This is a genomic window from Salegentibacter sp. BDJ18 (genome assembly GCF_017579965.1).
Lineage (GTDB): Bacteria > Bacteroidota > Bacteroidia > Flavobacteriales > Flavobacteriaceae > Salegentibacter.
This window is the reverse complement of the sequence record NZ_JAFLQX010000005.1, coordinates 43,097-59,928: the sequence shown is the minus strand read 5'-3', so window position 1 is coordinate 59,928 and position 16,832 is coordinate 43,097. Positions and strand designations below refer to the sequence as shown.

Genomic DNA, 16,832 nt, shown 5'->3' with positions numbered 1-16,832 from the left:
ATATTAAGCTGATTCTGAAATTGTAAAAATTATTGTTAGCGTAACGCCAATCACTACAAGGTAGACCCCAATATCAAAAAATAAAGCTGAACCTACATTTCCAATCACGGGGAATGGTTCAGGAAACCATAGTCCGGTCATAAAAGCCTGGTCTATGAGTACAGGAGCCATCCCACTAAAAAAAGCGAGCGCTAGACCTATAGGCATCAAAAATCCGGGGTGAAACCGCAATAAACCTTTAGTGTTATCCAAACCATTGGCAAAAGCGTGCAGCACAAAAGCGATTGCAGCGATCAATCCGCCTACAAAACCACCGCCGGGCAAATAATGCCCACGTAATAAGATAAAAACAGAGAACACCAGCAGTAATGGCAAAAGATAATCGGAAGCTGTTCTTAATATTAAGGTTTTCATTTATATATATTTTAGAAAAAGACGGATTTTACCCCGACTTTAATGTTCTTTTATTGCGACCTGTCTGTACTTTTCAATCTCAATTTTAGCAATCCAAATACTCCAATAGCTGAAATAGACAATACCGCAATTTCCATAAGCGTATCTGTTCCCCTAAAATCTACCAGGATAACATTTACAACATTCTTTCCTTTCGCAAGGATATAGGCATTTTTGGCGTAAAAATCACCAACTTCAGTATTTGTAGGTTCAGCAAGGACCTGTAAGGCCAGCAAGCATATAACCGTTCCCAGCGCCAGGGACAAAACTCCGTCCCTAATTCGCATTTTATAATCTGAAAGGGTAAGATATTTTGGCAATCTATAAAGCACCAATACAAACAAAATAACCGTAAGGGTATCAATAGAAAACTGAGTCATTGCCAAATCTGGTGCACTGTAGAAAACAAAAATCAAACAGATAGCCAAGCCTACAACTCCCATTGCGGCAACTGCAGCAAGCCTGGATTTTGTAAATATGGTATAGAAAACTCCGGCAATTAATATAATTACCACCGCCAACTCGTAAGCGGTAACTTTAGAAAGCTGGGTATGATCTATCATTACCCTTGGGTTTCCAAACATAACGTAGCCTACTAAAACTACAAGAAACAACACAATGGTCGTTACATAATTTCTTAAATATCCATTTTGAAAAACATTAGTCCAGAATGCTGAAAATACACTGAAATAATGAGTTCCTTTTTCCATGATGCTTTTTGGAGAAATAAATTCCAGTTTTCCAATTCTGGTTTCCAGTTTTGCTGAAGGTTTCAGGAAGAAATATAGCAAAACTCCAACAGCAATAGTAATTGCACTTAATAGCAAAACAGTATTGAAACCGTGCCATAGCGCAAGATAATATTCTGAAGCATCTGCCCCTAAAGATGAAACCACCGGTTTTACCAGGGCCGATTCAATTAGCATAGGGAATATCCCAAAAACAATTCCTAGCACAGCAAGGATAATTGCCGGTGCCCACATTAGGAAATCAGGCGCTTTTACATCTTTATGCGCATCAGGAAGTTTACCTACAAAAGGTTTAATTCCTGCAACAAAACCTGCCCAAAGCAATAGTATTTTTGTTAGCACAATTGCAATTACGATTATTATTGTAAAAGTTTCAGCTTGGGTACTGGCTTCGTAAGTAAGTTCTTTTCCGAGGAAACCTACCGATGGCGGAATACCCGCACTGGAAATTGCTGCCAGAATACCGGCAATCGCTACCGGCATCATAATTTTTCTTAATCCGCTTAATTTAGTAACATCCCGCGTACCGGTTTGGTGGTCTATAATCCCTGTAACCAGGAATAAAGTAGCTTTATATAATGCGTGAACGATTATAAAAACCGAGGCGGCAAGGAAAGCATATTTAGTTCCCAGGCCAATAAGAAATACTAAAATACCTAAAGCTGAAATTGTAGAATAAGCAAGTATTCCTTTAAGATCTGTTCTAAAAAGTGCGTGTACTGCTGAATAAACCATGGTGATTCCACCAACGATTATTAAAGTGGTATTCCAAAATTCCTGGTCTCCCAGTACCGGCGTAAAACGCATAAGCAGGTAAATACCAGCCTTCACCATCGTTGCCGAGTGTAAATAGGTGGAAACCGGCGTTGGTGCTTTCATTGCTCCCGGCAACCAGAAATGAAAAGGAAATTGTGCCGATTTGGTAAATGCAGCAACAAAAATAAAGACTACCGCCAGGATATAATATTCGCTTCCGGCAATGGCCTCTTTCATACTTAGCATTTCAGAAATGCTGTAAGTGCCGCTAATACTACCCAGTAACAAAGCTCCTGCTAAAAGGGAAAATCCACCAAAACCGGTGATTCCCAATGCTGTTAAAGCTGACTTTCGAGAAGCCGGATTTGTATTATTAAACCCAATTAAGAAAAATGAACTTATACTGGTTAATTCCCAAAAAACGAAAAGTGAAATAAGATTGTCTGAAAGTACCAGCCCAAGCATTGCCGCCATAAATAAACTCAGGTATCCGTAGAATCGGTCAAGATACTTGTGCCCTCTAAGGTATGATGCTGTATAGGCGAAAACCAGGAAACCAATCCCGGTGATCATTAATGAAAAAAGAAGGGAGAGACCATCCAGTTTAAAACTAAGGTCAACTCCAAATGCCGGAACCCATTGGTAGGTTTTACTAATTATTTCTCCCGAACTTATTTGCGGAATAAAACTCGCAAAATAAGCAAAAAGTCCCGCGGGAATAAGCGCTGAAAGAATCGCCAATTTCCCCCTGAAGAACTTTCCGGTAAAAACCAGAAATATTGCGAATAAAAAACCTAAAAGTATTGCTGCTAGCATATATTTTCTCTCAAAAAGTCCGTTCCCCGCAAATATAAGAGTTATTATTTAAGTTTTGCAGCCTAATCCTTACTTAAGCACCAGAAGGTTCCCGATTTAAAAGCTTCCTATTTTTAAGCATTTTAAAAAGCCTGTTTCTTAGCAAATTTCTTAAAATGCTGAAATTAATCCATCCTTTTTAAATTATAAAATTATTGTTTTTCAATAATTTAATTTAAGTTTGTTATTGATAAACGATAATTATAATTTTATGAAGCCACCATTATTTCTAAAAAGGGTTTTAGACCTATGTCTCTTTTTTATTCTTTTTACGCTATTAGTTTCTATAGCAGCCAGTATTATTAATGCCGTAAGTCAGGAAGATTTAGTACCTGTAAGTGTGAATGGAGAAAGAATTGAAATATATACAACATCTGTAATTATCGTAATACTTCTAGGCATTTTAAAATCTTGTTTGTTCATATTTATCGTTTACGTTTTAAGAAATCTTATAAAGAGCTTTTTTAAAGATACCTTATTTACACGTTTTCAAATTAATGCATTAAATATTACCGGTCAATTAATTATTTTGGCAACCTTTTTTACTCCCCTAATAAATTTTATTTCCAATTTAATTTTAAAGAGTAAAGCGAGAATAAGCTTTGAAGTAGAACTGTCTATGAACTCTTTTTGGTTCACCCTGGCTATTGGATTATTTTTCATTCTTCTAAGCAGAGTTTTTCAGCAGGCAAAAAATATTAAAGAAGAAAACGAATTAACCGTTTAAACTCCTAATTATGAAATGGCACTTAAATATCCTATTACTAATCATTAATCTTTCCATTATTGGGATTATCATTTTAGGTATTATTATCTCTTTTGATTTAGCATCATCGATAACAAATCCAGAAACCTCATTCTCAGAAAAAATTAAATTAGATTATTTTCAGGATGCAAAAGATACCTCTTCGGAAATTGTCGCCTATGTTTTCATTGCAATTTACTTAGCGCTACATCTTTTTCTTTTGACAAAATTTGTATCGACCAATATATCAATCAAAGCATTATTAAAACGAGGTTTAATTTATAAAAATCAAAATAAGGATTTAAGAAATATAGGATCTGGATTTATTCTTTTTGCAAAATTAAAATACTCGCTTTTAATGATATCTGGTGTATTTTTCTATAATGACATCACCGTTTTGATCGACGCATTACCGCAATTTTTACTTTTTTATGTTCTGGGTAAGATCTTATTAATGATTTCTCTTATTAGCGCAGAGGGCGAGCTTATCAAACAAGAAAACGAACTAACCGTTTAGTTATGCCAATCAACATCAACCTGGATAAAATTCTGGAAGAACGCGGGATGAAAAGCAATGAACTGGCTGAAAAAATCGGGATTACCACGGCAAACCTTTCCATTTTAAAAACAGGCAAGGCAAAAGCGGTTAGATTTTCTACTTTAGAGGCTATTTGCGAAGCTTTAGAATGCCAGCCAGGAGATATTCTAGAATATACCGAAAACTAAAAAAGCCGGGCACTTGCCCGGCTTTTTCTATATTTAATTTCCTAAGATTAATCAGCTAAAATAATAGCTTTATTATCTTTCATTTCTAAAACTCCACCTTTTATAGTATAATAAAGAATATTACTATTCCCTTTGTCTTTCCTAAAATCTTCAGAAAGCTCATCGTCTAATTCCTTATTAGAGGCGGCAAGTTGAATTTTAACTTCCCCTTCAACCAATGTAGAAACTATAGGCGCGTGATTGTTCAGCATTTGGAATTCACCGTCGTTTCCGGGAACTTTTACTGCATCAACATCAGCTTTAAAAACTACAGCTTCAGGAGTTACTATTTCTAAGTACATATTTTTTAGTTTGCGTTCACAATTTTCAGCAAAATATTTACTGAATACTGCTCACTGACCACTGTTTACTTTTTAATTAGTCTTCTTCAGCCAACATTTTCTCTCCGGCCTCGATCGCATCCTCTATAGTTCCTTTAAGGTTAAAGGCAGATTCTGGAAGATGATCTAATTCTCCATCCATAATCATATTAAATCCTTTAATGGTATCTTTAATATCAACCAAAACTCCTTTTAAACCGGTAAACTGCTCGGCCACGTGGAAAGGTTGAGAAAGGAAACGTTGCACACGTCTTGCCCGAGATACAGCAAGCTTATCTTCTTCAGAAAGCTCTTCCATACCAAGAATAGCAATAATATCCTGCAACTCTTTATAACGCTGTAAAAGCTCTTTTACTCGTTGTGCACACTTATAATGATCGTCACCTAAAATATCGGCAGTAAGAATTCTTGAAGTAGATTCTAATGGATCTACCGCAGGATAAATACCAAGCTCAGCAATTTTACGTGAAAGTACTGTTGTTGCATCCAGGTGGGCAAATGTTGTTGCCGGCGCCGGGTCAGTAAGGTCATCTGCAGGTACGTAAACCGCCTGTACAGATGTAATAGATCCGTTTTTAGTTGAAGTAATACGCTCCTGCATCGCACCCATCTCTGTCGCCAAAGTTGGTTGATAACCTACCGCAGATGGCATACGCCCTAGAAGTGCAGATACCTCAGAACCTGCCTGAGTAAAACGGAAAATGTTATCTACGAAGAAAAGAACATCTTTCCCCTGGCCTTCTCCAGCTCCATCACGGAAATATTCCGCAATTGTAAGTCCAGAAAGTGCTACTCGAGCACGTGCTCCAGGTGGTTCGTTCATTTGCCCGAAAACGAAAGTTGCTTTAGAATCTAACATAGCAGTTTTATCTACTTTTTTAAGATCCCAACCGCCTTCTTCCATAGATTCAGAAAAAGCGTCTCCATATTTTATAATACCAGATTCAAGCATTTCTCGAAGAAGGTCATTTCCTTCACGAGTACGCTCTCCTACTCCGGCAAATACCGAAAGACCACCGTGGCCTTTAGCGATATTGTTAATTAATTCCTGTATAAGTACTGTTTTACCAACACCGGCACCACCAAAAAGACCAATTTTACCACCTTTTGCATAAGGCTCAATAAGGTCAATTACTTTAATCCCGGTAAATAAAACTTCTGTAGAAACAGATAGGTCTTCAAATTTTGGTGCTTCCCTGTGGATAGACATTCCATCTTTTCCGGCCTTAGGCAGATTCCCAAGCCCGTCAATAGCATCTCCTACTACGTTAAACAAACGGCCATATACATCTTTACCAATTGGCATTTGTATAGGCGACCCTGTTGCTACCACTTCAACTCCACGGCTTAAACCATCAGTAGAATCCATAGAAACGGTTCTTACTGTTTCTTCACCAATGTGTGATTGCACCTCTAAAACTAAAATGGAACCATCTTTTCTGGTGATTTCCAAAGAATCGTAGATTTTTGGCAATTCAGCATTCTCTGAGTCGAACACAACATCAACTACAGGGCCAATAATTTGGGCAACTTTACCTGTTACTTTAGACATTATTTAATTCTTTAATGTTTTCGTATTTAAAATATCTGAAAAACTCAATGTTATAATTCACAATGTGTTAAAATCATACAAAGGTATTTTCAGGCTGCAAAGATAGTTTTTTCTAAATAAAATCATACCTCTCTTAAAATAACTTTTTTGAAGCTTATTAAAGCCGGCAAAAATTCATCTAAAAGTATTATTTTAAAAAGAAAAGATCCCTCTTGAAAAAATTCAAAAGGGATCTTTGTAATCTTAATTATTTATTCTGAAAGTTTACTCAACCGTAACAGATTTAGCCAAATTCCTTGGTTGATCTACATTCTTTCCAAGCAATACCGCAATATGGTATGACAATAACTGAAGCGGAATAGTAGTTAGAAGCGGCGTTAGCGGCTCTAAAGTTTCTGGCACTTCAATCACGTGATCGGCAAGATCCCTCACTTCTTCATCACCTTCAGTAACAATAGCGATGATTTTACCTTTTCTAGATTTAATTTCCTGAATGTTACTCACTACTTTTTCGTAATGGCCTCTCTTGGTTGCAATAACCACCACCGGCATTTCTTCATCGATAAGCGCAATTGGACCGTGTTTCATCTCTGCAGCAGGATACCCTTCAGCGTGAATATAGGAAATCTCTTTAAGTTTAAGCGCTCCTTCTAAGGCTACCGGGAAGTTAAACCCTCTACCTAAATAAAGGCAATTCCTGGCATCTTTATAAATATCGGCGATCATTTTTATGTGTTCATCACCTTTTAATGCTTTCTCTATTTTTGCAGGAATACGTTCCATTTCCTGCAAATAGGTCATAAACTCTGTATGAGAGATCGTACCGTTTTGTTTTGCAAGTTTAAGAGCCATTAAAGTAAGCACCGTAATTTGAGTAGTAAAGGCTTTTGTTGAAGCCACCCCAATTTCGGGCCCGGCGTGAGTATAAGCACCCGCATGAGTTTCTCTTGAGATTGAAGAACCAACCACATTACAAACTCCAAAAGCGAAAGCTCCTTTTTCTTTAGCTAATTTTATAGCCGCCATGGTATCGGCAGTTTCTCCACTCTGGGAGATAGCTATAATTACATCTTTTTCTGAAATAATAGGATTACGATACCTAAACTCTGAAGCATATTCTACTTCAACAGGAATTCTCGCAAGCTCCTCAAAAATATATTCAGCAACCAAACCGGCGTGCCAGCTGGTTCCACAAGCAACAATAAGGATTCGTTTTGCATTGGCAATACGCTCCAGGTTATCGTCTACCCCGGCCATTCTAATTAAACCTTCGTCGGCCAACATTCTACCGCGATAAGTATCTTTAATTGCAGTAGGTTGTTCGTGAATCTCCTTAAGCATAAAATGCTCATATCCACCTTTTTCAATTTGCTCAAGATTAAGCTGAAGCTCCTGAATATAAGGATCTACCAAAGTATCATCCTGAATTTTCCTAACCCTAACTTCTTTACCTCTTCGCACCACTGCCATTTCACCATCTTCCAGGTAAATTGCATTGTTGGTGTATTCTATAAACGGAGATGCATCTGAAGCGATAAAGAATTCATCTTCTCCAACGCCAATAGCTAAAGGGCTACCTAAACGCGCTACTACGATCTCGTCTGGCTTGGTTTTATTGTAAACCGCGATCGCATATGCCCCAACAGTTTGATTCAAAGCAATTTGAACTGCTTTCCCAAGTTTAACACCTTCGTTAATAATTACATCTTCTATAAGATTTACTAAAACTTCAGTATCGGTATCACTTTCAAAAGTATAACCACGAGTTTTCAGCTCTTTTTTAAGTGCATCGTAATTTTCGATAATTCCATTGTGAATTATTACAATATCACCAGAATTAGAATAATGAGGGTGACTGTTTACATCGTTTGGAACCCCGTGGGTTGCCCAACGTGTATGACCAATCGCCACATTCCCGTTGGTAGTAATAGTATTTTCAAGTTTCTCTTTTAGATCAGCAACTTTACCCTGTGTTTTACACATTTTGAGTTCATTACCGTCATAAAGGGCAATCCCTGCACTATCATATCCACGATATTCAAGTCTCTGGAGTCCTTTAAGGACAACGGGATATGCATCCCTATGCCCAATATATCCTACAATTCCGCACATAGTATATTGGTATTATTTAATTAATCTCTGTATAATAAATTCTAAGCTTTAATCGCTTTTCTTCGTCATTTGAAAGGTTTCCGTGCAAAACGGTTCCTTGCGGGGTCACCACACCCATTACGGGATAAAACTCTACATCTTCAGTATTTCTAACAGCCGCATTATTGGTAATGTTTATATTTTGCGTAACAGCCAAACCTAACCTTACATTTTCGGTTTCATTTTCAATAATATTATTAACGTGCTGAGTTACATTTAGTTTATAACGTATTCCATTGCCATCTTCATCTCTTTCTAAAGGAGTGGAGAAGGAAGAAAGTGAGGTAGCCGGATTATTCTCATTCCCGTCCTGAACAAAATTCAAAGCGAAATTATAATCGGCAATAATTCTATTATTATCTAAATCGTAAAGATAAATTCGTGTTGGTTCATTAATTTCACTAGCGAAATCCTGATCTACATAAAAGCTAAGATTAGCTTCATTAATAAGCCAGTTGTTTTCTCTAAAAGCCTCTATTTGCGCTTCACTTTCAAAAAGTTCTATAATAGTCATAGTGCCTTCCCCTCCATTAAGGAAAAGTTTTTCTGCACCGGTATCTTCGCTAGATTCCTCAATAGCCTGTAACACATCTCCTGGGTATTCTCCTTCAAATGTATTTACAATAGTGCTTCCAAAATTCAATTGGTAGTTTCTGGGGCTTCTTACTGTTTCAGTGCCACCATTATCTGTACTTGTTTCAACCTCGGTGGTGTAAAAAAGCTCTATCCCGGCATCTGAATCCTGCAGATTAAAGAAGATCATTGTACCATCCTCTGCCGTTGGTTCAGCTTTAATGAACATTCCGCGTAAGTAATTTTTAAAATTATTGTTATTACTAAGTACGCTGGAACCTTCTTTCGCTATAATTTTCTCCTGAAAATAATCTACCGGAAGTTTAACTCTTAAAGCAGGCCCTGAAGTAATCGTGTCCTGCTGACCTTCTGCATTTTCTTCATAAGAAACAATAGCTCTTGGCGAGGGTATAAAATTATCATTTTCATAAATCACATCCCCAACAAGGTTTTGCTCAAATAGGTCTTGTTGGTCTGAATAATATTTTTGGCGTTCCTGAAAATCTGCTTCAGGATCCAGATCATTTAGATAATAATTAGATTCCTGTACAGAGATTTTAATTGGGGTATTTCCATAAATCGAATCTAAAACGTACTCTATATTTCCGTCTGTATCTAATTCTCCTTCTGTACTAAAGTAAGGAATGGTTAACACCACGCTATCAAGCTCTGGCTCCACCCCAAAAGTAGGATTATTGGTAGGCAAAGAAACCTGGCTAAGTATACTTGCCGTAGTTTGTCCGTAAATTGAGTGATTAAAAACACCCAGCAAATGGTTACCCAAATTATTTGTTTGTACTGAATTGATCTTTTTACTGTAAGCAGTCACCTCAACTTCCTCTAATTCAAGATTACTCGGGTTTTCGATAATTTCACCGCCAACGGTACTATACTCATCATCACATGCCACAAAAGCAAAAACAACAACAAATAAAGTTGCTGTTTTATACATCATTCTCATTAAATTCATTCGATAAAAATTTCTATTCAGATAAAACTTCGTTAGTATAAAAATCCTGGTAAGCCTGGCTAAACTCTTCCCTGTTCTTATAAGGAAGTAGCGGCTTATTAAGCCTACTTAGGTATTTAGAAAGATCTTCAGGAATATTTTCACCCGCGGTGATTATCGCATCTGAATGATCTGCTGCAAGCTTCATTAAATTAACAAAGTTTGGGGTTTTTAGATGTTTTATATCTTCTTTTTCCATCCCATCATACAAAACTTTCTCCTGCATATCTTCATCTAACGTTCCTTCGAAGTCTTGATTGTATACAGAAGTAACAATTTTCGCGCCACTAAATAACGGCTCGTTACCATAATATCTTCTAAGGTATAGCGGCAGCAAAGATGCCAGCCAGCCATGAACGTGAATAATATCGGGAGACCAGTTTAATTTCTTAACGGTTTCTATTACTCCTTTGGCAAAAAAGATGGCTCGTTCGTCGTTATCGTCAAACATATTGCCTTCTTCATCGGTAAGAGTAGCTTTTCTTTTAAAATAATCTTCGTTATCTATAAAGTAAACCTGCATTCTTTCCTTTGGGATCGAAGCCACTTTAATTATTAACGGCATATCCAGGTCATTAATCACCAAATTCATCCCCGAGAGCCTTATCACTTCGTGCAGCTGGTGGCGACGTTCGTTGATGTTACCAAACCGGGGCATAAAAATTCTAATTTGCCCTCCAATATTATTTACCATTTTTGCGGCTTCAAAAGACGTGGATGATATTTCAGTTTCAGGCAGGTAAGGAATAACTTCAGATGATACGTACAATATCCTCTTATCTTTCATAAATTGATTGCTTTAATTGCGATTGCGAACAAAAAACACGCAAAATTACAAAAATTTATGCAGATTGCTGGTAATATATTAAGTTTGCACGCTGTTAATTTTATAATAAAATGCAGGTTTTCAAAGAAAAAACCCCTTTAAAAGCGGCCATTAATGCCGAAAAATCCAAAGCCAAAATCATTGGCTTAGTCCCTACAATGGGTGCTCTACACCACGGGCATTTATCTTTAGTAAAACAGGCTTTACAAAGTTGTGACCGGGTGATTATCAGCATCTTTGTTAACCCAACTCAATTTGACAATCCTGCAGATCTTGAGAAATATCCGCGCACTTTAGATGAAGACATTAAGCTCCTTGAAGAGGCCAGTGACCACCTCTGGATTTTTGCTCCCACAGCTAACGAATTATATGGTGAAAATATAAGTTCTGAACAGTTTAATTTTGACGGTTTGGAGCAGGTAATGGAGGGAAAATACCGAAACGGACATTTTGACGGGGTAGGAACAATTGTAAAAAGACTATTTACAATAGTAGAGCCACACAAAGCTTTTTTTGGGGAAAAAGATTTTCAGCAATTACAAATTGTTAGAAAATTAACCGAAAAAGCAGAGCTTCCGGTAAAAATTATTGGCTGTCCCATTTTACGGGAAGATAATGGTTTGGCAAGAAGTTCACGCAATGAAAGATTAGATAAAGAGCAACGGGAAGAAGCTTCGTTTATTTACCAGACCCTTCTTAAAACCAGGGAACTATTTGGCACAAAAAGTGCAGATTATATACATAACTGGGTAGAAGAACAATTTAAAAATCATCCCGTTCTCGAATTGGAATATTTTGAAATTGCAAATACCCAAACTTTAAAAAAAATTAACCGAAAAAGAAAAGGTCATAATTACCGCGCTTTTATAGCGGCTTATGCCGGCGATATTAGGCTTATAGATAATATCGCTTTAAACAACGAAGAATAATCTATGCAAGTTCACGTAGTAAAATCAAAAATTCATAGAGTAAAAGTTACAGGCGCCGATCTAAATTATATTGGAAGCATTACTATAGATGAAGATCTTATGGAAGCTGCAAATATTATTGAAGGCGAAAAAGTTCAAATTGTAAATAATAACAATGGTGAACGTTTAGAAACTTACGTAATTCCCGGGCCAAGAAATTCTGGCGAAATTACCTTGAACGGCGCTGCAGCAAGAAAAGTGGCTAAAGGCGATATTTTAATTCTTATCGCGTATGCGATTATGGATTTTGAAGAAGCGAAAGCTTTTAAACCCTCCCTGGTTTTTCCAAACGAAGAAACCAATCTCTTGAGTTAATCAGGTGAAAAAAAAGATAATTAAAATACTTAAAATCGTACTCCCATTATTATTGGGAGTTTTTTTAATCTGGTATTCTCTTAAAAGTGCCACCCCACAGGAACGGCAGGAATTATGGGAAAATATTTCAACGGCCAATCCTTGGTTTCTACTACTCTCTATGCTTTTTGGAGGCCTTTCTCACCTCTCCAGGGCATATAGGTGGAAATTCATGCTGGAACCCCTGGGCTACAAACCCAAATTAGCCAACAGTTTTATGGCGGTAATGGCCGGCTACCTGGCTAACTTTGGAATTCCAAGATCTGGTGAGGTGCTTAGAGCCGCCAGCCTTTCTTCTTATGAAAAAGTTCCTTTTGAAAAAGCTTTCGGGACCATTATTTCTGAAAGAATAGCCGATGTTATCGTGATGCTTAGCATTACAGCCATCACTTTATTTCTCCAAACCGAACACCTTCTCGCTTATTTTAGAGCTAACGAAATCAATCCGTTATTTAGCGTGGGAATTCTTTTAGCCCTGGTATTGTTAGGAGTTCTAGGACTTCAAATTATTAAAAGATCTAAACTTCCGTTCCTTGTACGCATTAAGAAAATGGCTTATGGGCTTTTAGAAGGAATGCGCAGTATTCTAAAAATGAAACAAAAATGGGCTTTTATCTTTCATACCCTTTTCATTTGGTTCATGTATATTTTAATGTTTTATGTTATTGTATTTTCAATACCAGGATTAGGAAATACTGAATTTTCAATAATCATGGCTGCTTTTGTAGTAGGTTCTTTTGCCATTTCTGCAACAAATGGCGGAATTGGCGTTTATCCTGTAGCTATTGGCGCAATTCTGATGCTTTTTGGCATTTCCAAACAAAGTGGTGAAGCATTTGGCTGGCTCACCTGGGGCACGCAAACCTTAATGGTGCTCATCTTAGGCGGATTATCCTTTATATTTCTTCCCATTTTCAACCGTCAAAAATAATATATATCTTGTGTAGGTTAAACAAAACCTAACACCTATGGTAAAAAAATTACTCATTTTTGTGCTGCTAGTGGCGCCGCTACTAAGCTCAGCACAAACTCTTTACGAAACGATTTCTTCCGAAAAGCTCGGTGAAACAAGAGAAATCAAGATTCAACTCCCACGAAACTACGAGGAAAATACCGAAAAAACATATCCGGTAATTCTTGTGTTAGATGGTGACTACCTGTTTGAGCCTATGGCAGGTAATGTAGACTATGCTTCCTACTGGGAAGATGCGCCCGAAATGATTGTGGTTGGCGTTAACCAAAGCAAAACCCGTATGGACGATGCTTATTATGACGAGCGAAATTTTCTTCCGGCAGATAAAGGCGCAGCCTTTTTTGAATTCCTGGGAATGGAACTTATGCAGCACCTGGATAATAAATATCGAACTGCAGATTTCAGGGTAATTGCCGGCCACGATTATACCGCAAATTTTATCAATTATTATTTACTAAAACCCGATCCTATTTTTGATGGCTATATCAATCTTAGCCCAGATTTAGCGCCTCCAATGGCAGATCGCATCAGCAGCAATTTAGCTAAATCTGAAACTAAAAAATGGATTTACCTGGCTACGGGAACATCAGATATTCCACAATTAAAAAAGGGAATTGAAGATCTGAACTCCCAGCTTGCGGCAATAGAAAACGATTTGGTAACTTATAAGTTCGATAATTTTGATAACGCCACGCACTATTCACTGGTAGGAAAAGCAATACCCTCTGCCTTAGAAAGCATGTTTAGCGTATATCGCCCTATTAGTCAAAAAGATTATAACGAACTTTTATTGCAAACTTCGGTATCTTCTGTTGAGTTTTTAACTGATAAATATGAGAGCATTAATGAGCTTTTTAATATTCAGAAAAAAATAAGATTAGAAGATTTTATGGCTGTTCATAACGCGATTGAAAAAACAAGACGCTGGGACGATTATAAAGGTTTAAGCGATTTAGCTTATGAAAATTACCCGGGCACTATGCTAGGCACTTATTTTGAAGCCCGCTATGAAGAAGAAACCGGCAATCCTAAAAAAGCAATGCGTACCTACCAAAATGCCTACGGACAGGAAAAAATCGCATTTCTAAATACCGATTTTATGCTGGCTAAAGCCGATGCAATTAAAAAAGATTTCGGTTATTAGCGGGAAAAATTAAAGCTAAATGGCCAAGGTTAAATCAACGTTTTATTGCCAGAATTGTGGGAGTCAATATTCTAAATGGCAGGGCAAATGCAGCTCTTGCGGCGAATGGAACACCATTGCCGAAGAAATTGTAGAAAAACCTGACAAAAAAGACTGGAAATCTCCTAGCGAAAGGGAAGCAAAACGAACTGCCAAACCTTTAAAAATAGCTGAAATTGAAAACAGCCCCCAAAACCGATGGAATACCGGTAACAATGAACTGGACCGGGTTTTAGGCGGCGGACTTGTACCTGGATCGCTCACCCTACTGGGCGGTGAACCGGGCATAGGAAAAAGTACACTTCTCCTTCAAATTTCACTTCAATTAAACTACAAAGTTTTATACGTTTCGGGCGAAGAAAGTCAGCAGCAAATAAAGATGCGGGCAGAACGCATCAATCCCGTTGCCGCCAATTGCTATATCCTTACCGAAACAAAAACTCAAAATATCTTCAGGCAAATTGAAGCTATTGAGCCCGAAGTAATTATTATAGACTCTATACAAACCCTACACAGTGATTATATTGAAAGTGCGCCGGGCAGTATTTCGCAAATTAGAGAGTGTACCGCAGAACTCATTAAATTCGCCAAAGAAACTAACACTCCGGTTATTTTAATTGGCCATATTACCAAAGAGGGAAGCATCGCCGGCCCAAAAGTGCTGGAGCATATGGTAGACACCGTTTTGCAGTTTGAAGGCGATAGAAACCACGTATATCGAATTCTTAGAGCTCATAAAAATCGTTTTGGTTCTACTCACGAGCTGGGAATTTATGAAATGCAAGGCAGCGGCTTACGGGAAGTAAGCAATCCTTCTGAAATTTTAATTTCCAAGAATGACGAAGATCTTAGCGGAACAGCAATTTCAGCGACTCTAGAAGGAATGCGACCGCTTATGATAGAAATCCAGGCCCTGGTGAGCACGGCAGTTTACGGAACTCCGCAACGTTCCGCCACCGGTTATAATGTAAAAAGACTGAATATGCTTTTGGCGGTTCTAGAAAAACGAGCCGGTTTTAGATTGGGCGCCAAAGATGTTTTTCTAAATATTACGGGAGGAATTAGTGTAGACGACCCTGCGATAGACCTGGCTGTAATCGCTGCGATCTTATCTTCTAACGAAGATATCTCTATTCCAAAAGATATCTGTTTTGCCGCCGAAGTTGGCCTTGCTGGTGAAATTAGGCCTGTGACCCGCGTGGAACAGCGTATTATTGAAGCCGAAAAACTTGGTTTTGCTTCAATCCTGGTTTCCAAGCAAAGCAAGATCCCAAAAAGCAACTTCAATATTAATGTGGTGAAAGTGGCAAAAATTGAAGATGTGGTAAGCCATTTGTTTGGGTAATTTGGAAACTGAAAGGTTTATAACCAGCTTCTTAATCTGGCATAATTACTGCTCTAAATTGCACGGAAACGCAAGACTATGAAGCAGATTAAAGTTTTAAGCTTATTCTTAATTTTAATAATTTCGGGATGTTCGCAAGTAAATAAAGCAACCGATTTTATCACCAATCCTACTGCCAAAGAAAAATATAAGCGTGATCTTAAAGTTTCAGATGAATTATTCTCCATCTGGGAGAATTCTGTAGAAATCGCTTTTCAGGATAGTGTAAGTGTAAACCTTCCTTACGCCGAAACCGGTAAATTCTTTCCTAGAAATTTCTCAGTTTATTCTTATGAAATTGAGCTTCAACCGGGAGAAGTTTTTAATGTAGAAGTCGAAACCGACTCTATAAAACAATTGGTTTTTATTGAACTTTTTGAAAAAACGAGTGATTCTACAAACCTATTTGAAAAAGTCAAATCTTCAGATTTTCAAAAGAAGAATTTAAGCTTTGAAGCCGATAAAAAAGCAAACTACAAATTAGTCATCCAACCTGAAATAGAAGCCTATACAGCATTTACATTTAAAATGAAAAAAAATCCAGCTTATTTATTTCCAGTAGCTTCCGGAGTTAACGCAAGTGTACAAAGCTATTGGGGAGACAATCGCGATGGTGGCGCAAGAAGCCACGAAGGTATCGATATTTTTTCAAAAAGAGGAACACCTGTGGTAGCGGCTACAAACGGCAGTATTGGCTACACCGGCGAAAAAGGCCTTGGCGGCAAACAGGTTTGGCTACGAGACCGAAAACGCAATCAGTCGCTTTATTATGCGCATTTAGATAGTATTGCAAATGTTAGCGGAAATGTAAAAAGAGGGGACACTTTAGGTTTTGTGGGCAATACGGGAAATGCCAGGACTACGCCGCCACACCTGCATTTTGGTATTTACAAAAGTTACCGCGGTGCGATAAATCCCTTGCATTTTGTTTACCAAACCAATGTATTGGAAACCGAACCTGAGAAATTAGATAGTATTCCACACAAATTGATCGTACAGAATACCAGAGCCAATCTCAGAAACAAGCCAACAACTTCTAATTCAACAATTTTAAGCACGTCTGAAACACAGGATACCCTTCAATTTCTAGGAAAAACTAACGAGTGGTTTCACGTTAGAACTTCACAGAATAAAGCTTCTTTTATCCATCAAAGTTTGGTTACACCAATAGCCCCCTAACCCCCGAAGGGGGAAT

At 37.7% G+C, this 16,832-nt stretch carries 16 protein-coding genes; 9 read left to right on the top strand and 7 right to left on the bottom strand.

From position 1 onward, the window contains the following. Positions 1-3: 3 nt before the first annotated feature. Together J0871_RS05400 and J0871_RS05395 are read right to left on the bottom strand one after the other, a co-directional pair. Positions 4-414, bottom strand: coding sequence for a Na+/H+ antiporter subunit B (locus J0871_RS05400; protein ID WP_208224064.1), 411 nt, complete (start codon positions 412-414; stop codon positions 4-6). A gap of 50 nt (positions 415-464) precedes the next feature. Continuing rightward, positions 465-2,774, bottom strand: a complete 2,310-nt coding sequence (locus J0871_RS05395; RefSeq protein ID WP_208224063.1) for a putative monovalent cation/H+ antiporter subunit A — start codon at positions 2,772-2,774, stop codon at positions 465-467. A gap of 250 nt (positions 2,775-3,024) precedes the next feature. Between J0871_RS05395 and J0871_RS05390 the strand changes: the two genes are divergently transcribed. Genes J0871_RS05390 through J0871_RS05380 form a run of 3 tightly spaced genes read left to right on the top strand, consistent with a single transcriptional unit; the run spans position 3,025 to position 4,284 of the window. Next, positions 3,025-3,540, top strand: coding sequence for a DUF2975 domain-containing protein (locus J0871_RS05390; RefSeq protein WP_208224062.1), 516 nt, complete (start codon positions 3,025-3,027; stop codon positions 3,538-3,540). A 10-nt stretch (positions 3,541-3,550) separates the two neighbouring features. Then, on the top strand, positions 3,551-4,075 hold the full coding sequence (locus J0871_RS05385; RefSeq protein WP_208224060.1) for a hypothetical protein: 525 nt from the start codon (positions 3,551-3,553) through the stop codon (positions 4,073-4,075). A 2-nt stretch (positions 4,076-4,077) separates the two neighbouring features. Next, entirely contained in the window at positions 4,078-4,284 is a 207-nt protein-coding gene (locus J0871_RS05380; RefSeq protein WP_208224058.1) for a helix-turn-helix transcriptional regulator, read from the top strand. A gap of 47 nt (positions 4,285-4,331) precedes the next feature. Here the strand turns inward: J0871_RS05380 and J0871_RS05375 are convergent, their stop codons facing one another. The 5 genes from J0871_RS05375 to J0871_RS05355 all read right to left on the bottom strand — a co-directional run bounded on the left by J0871_RS05375 (position 4,332) and on the right by J0871_RS05355 (position 10,736). Continuing rightward, complete coding sequence (locus J0871_RS05375) at positions 4,332-4,625, bottom strand: F0F1 ATP synthase subunit epsilon (RefSeq protein WP_057482805.1); 294 nt, start codon at positions 4,623-4,625, stop codon at positions 4,332-4,334. A gap of 76 nt (positions 4,626-4,701) precedes the next feature. After that, positions 4,702-6,216 (bottom strand): F0F1 ATP synthase subunit beta, encoded by a 1,515-nt coding sequence (gene atpD, locus J0871_RS05370; protein WP_208224056.1) that lies wholly within the window; start codon positions 6,214-6,216, stop codon positions 4,702-4,704. 264 nt (positions 6,217-6,480) lie between these two features. After that, positions 6,481-8,328: a glutamine--fructose-6-phosphate transaminase (isomerizing) gene (gene glmS, locus J0871_RS05365; RefSeq protein WP_057482803.1), complete on the bottom strand. Its 1,848-nt coding sequence runs from the start codon at positions 8,326-8,328 to the stop codon at positions 6,481-6,483. 16 nt (positions 8,329-8,344) lie between these two features. After that, the gene (locus J0871_RS05360) at positions 8,345-9,910 is read right to left on the bottom strand and encodes a DUF4270 domain-containing protein (protein ID WP_208224054.1); all 1,566 of its coding nucleotides are present in this window, start codon (positions 9,908-9,910) and stop codon (positions 8,345-8,347) included. Positions 9,911-9,923: 13 nt separating this feature from the next. Then, a complete protein-coding gene (locus tag J0871_RS05355) occupies positions 9,924-10,736 on the bottom strand; it encodes a glycogen/starch synthase (protein WP_208224052.1) in 813 nt (270 codons plus the stop codon). Positions 10,737-10,846: 110 nt separating this feature from the next. Between J0871_RS05355 and panC the strand changes: the two genes are divergently transcribed. From panC to J0871_RS05325, 6 genes are all read left to right on the top strand, one after another. After that, positions 10,847-11,704: a pantoate--beta-alanine ligase gene (gene panC / locus J0871_RS05350; protein ID WP_208224050.1), complete on the top strand. Its 858-nt coding sequence runs from the start codon at positions 10,847-10,849 to the stop codon at positions 11,702-11,704. A gap of 3 nt (positions 11,705-11,707) precedes the next feature. Continuing rightward, positions 11,708-12,058, top strand: a complete 351-nt coding sequence (panD, locus tag J0871_RS05345; protein ID WP_075325574.1) for an aspartate 1-decarboxylase — start codon at positions 11,708-11,710, stop codon at positions 12,056-12,058. Positions 12,059-12,062: 4 nt separating this feature from the next. After that, positions 12,063-13,028 carry a lysylphosphatidylglycerol synthase transmembrane domain-containing protein gene (locus J0871_RS05340; protein WP_208224049.1) on the top strand — a complete coding sequence of 322 codons (966 nt, stop codon included), beginning with the start codon at positions 12,063-12,065 and terminating at the stop codon, positions 13,026-13,028. 37 nt (positions 13,029-13,065) lie between these two features. Next, complete coding sequence (locus J0871_RS05335) at positions 13,066-14,214, top strand: alpha/beta hydrolase-fold protein (protein WP_208224047.1); 1,149 nt, start codon at positions 13,066-13,068, stop codon at positions 14,212-14,214. A 19-nt stretch (positions 14,215-14,233) separates the two neighbouring features. After that, positions 14,234-15,598, top strand: a complete 1,365-nt coding sequence (radA, locus tag J0871_RS05330) for a DNA repair protein RadA (protein WP_057482797.1) — start codon at positions 14,234-14,236, stop codon at positions 15,596-15,598. A gap of 78 nt (positions 15,599-15,676) precedes the next feature. Further along, on the top strand, positions 15,677-16,816 hold the full coding sequence (locus J0871_RS05325; RefSeq protein WP_208224045.1) for a M23 family metallopeptidase: 1,140 nt from the start codon (positions 15,677-15,679) through the stop codon (positions 16,814-16,816). Positions 16,817-16,832: the final 16 nt, after the last annotated feature.